The 1,481-nt window shown below is 66.0% G+C and carries 1 protein-coding gene and 1 pseudogene; both read right to left on the bottom strand.

Annotated features, from left to right (window positions below):
- On the bottom strand, window positions 1-1,159 hold a 1,159-nt coding region (gene ftsZ, locus O7A61_RS32165), incomplete at its 3' end, for a cell division protein FtsZ (RefSeq protein ID WP_337133169.1).
- Window positions 1,160-1,225: 66 nt separating this feature from the next.
- Window positions 1,226-1,481 (bottom strand): annotated as a pseudogene (locus O7A61_RS32160) (cell division protein FtsA); the annotation flags it as partial.

Below are 1,481 nucleotides of genomic sequence, written 5' to 3'. Positions count from 1 at the left end.
GAGCCTGCGCCATGGCCGCGGCATTCGCTTCGGCCAACTGGATGGCGTCGGCAACCGGATCGGCGGCGCGTGGTTCATACACCGCCTGCTGGACCGGTGCCGGGCGGCTTTCCACCGGGGCGACGGCCGGCCGGGCAGCCGGCTTCGGCGGAGCGGTGCGGATCGAAATCGGCGCGGCGGCGATTTCAGCCGCCGACTTGTCGATACCGGTTGCGACCACCGAGACGCGGATGACGCCTTCGAGTTCCTCGTCGAAAGTGGCGCCCAGGATGATGTTGGCGTCCTGGTCGACTTCCTCGCGGATGCGGGTCGCCGCTTCGTCGACTTCGAACAGGGTCAGGTCGCGGCCGCCGGTGATCGAGATCAGCAGGCCCTTGGCGCCCTTCATCGAGGTCTCGTCGAGCAGCGGGTTGGCGATCGCGGCTTCCGCCGCGGCCATCGCACGGCCCTCGCCCGAAGCCTCGCCGGTACCCATCATCGCCTTGCCCATCTCGCGCATCACCGAACGCACGTCGGCGAAGTCGAGGTTGATCAGGCCTTCCTTGACCATCAAGTCGGTGATGCAGGCGACACCGGAGTAGAGCACCTGGTCGGCCATCGCGAAGGCGTCGGCAAAGGTGGTCTTGTCATTGGCCAGCCGGAACAGGTTCTGGTTGGGGATAACGATCAAGGTGTCGACGCATTTCTGCAACTCCTCGATGCCGAAGTCGGCCGTTTTCATGCGGCGCTGGCCTTCGAAGTGGAACGGCTTGGTGACGACGCCGACGGTCAAGATGCCCTTCTCGCGGGCCGCGCGGGCAACAACCGGAGCAGCACCCGTACCGGTGCCGCCGCCCATGCCGGCGGTTACGAAGCACATATGGGTGTTGGTGAGATGGTCGAGGATCTCGTCGATGCACTCTTCCGCCGCGGCGCGGCCGACTTCCGGCTGCGATCCGGCACCGAGCCCCTCGGTGACATGCGCGCCAAGCTGGATCAGCCGGGAGGCCTTCGACATGGTCAGCGCCTGCGCGTCGGTGTTGGCCACGACGAACTCGACACCGCGCAGTCCGGCGGTGATCATGTTGTTCACGGCATTGCCGCCGCCGCCGCCGACACCGAACACGGTGATGCGCGGCTTGAGCTCGGTGATGTCCGGCTTCTGCAGATTGATGGTCATTGTCTCCGTCCTTTGCCTTTCACGCCGCTTCGCCGCCGCGGCCGCCTATGGGGCTGTCCCCGTCAATTAGAAACTGTCTCTCAACCACTGACTCATGCGATGCAGTTTTCCACCAGTTCCGGTCGTCCTGAGACCGGAAATGCCTTTCGCCGGATGGCTCTCGAAGCTCGCCATCTGCGGATAGATCAGAAGCCCGACAGCGGCCGAGAAAGCAGGGCCTTTCGCCGCTTCGGGCAAGCCCGCCACGCCGAGCGGGCGACCGATGCGTACATTGCGCCCCAGGATGCGGCGCGCCGCCTCCGGCAGGCCGGCCAGCTGGCTG

Origin of the sequence: Mesorhizobium sp. Cs1321R2N1, from assembly GCF_037179725.1 — a bacterium.
Taxonomy (GTDB): domain Bacteria; phylum Pseudomonadota; class Alphaproteobacteria; order Rhizobiales; family Rhizobiaceae; genus Mesorhizobium; species Mesorhizobium salmacidum.
The sequence above is the reverse complement of the archived record's forward strand: the minus strand, read 5'-3'. Positions and strand labels throughout refer to the sequence as shown.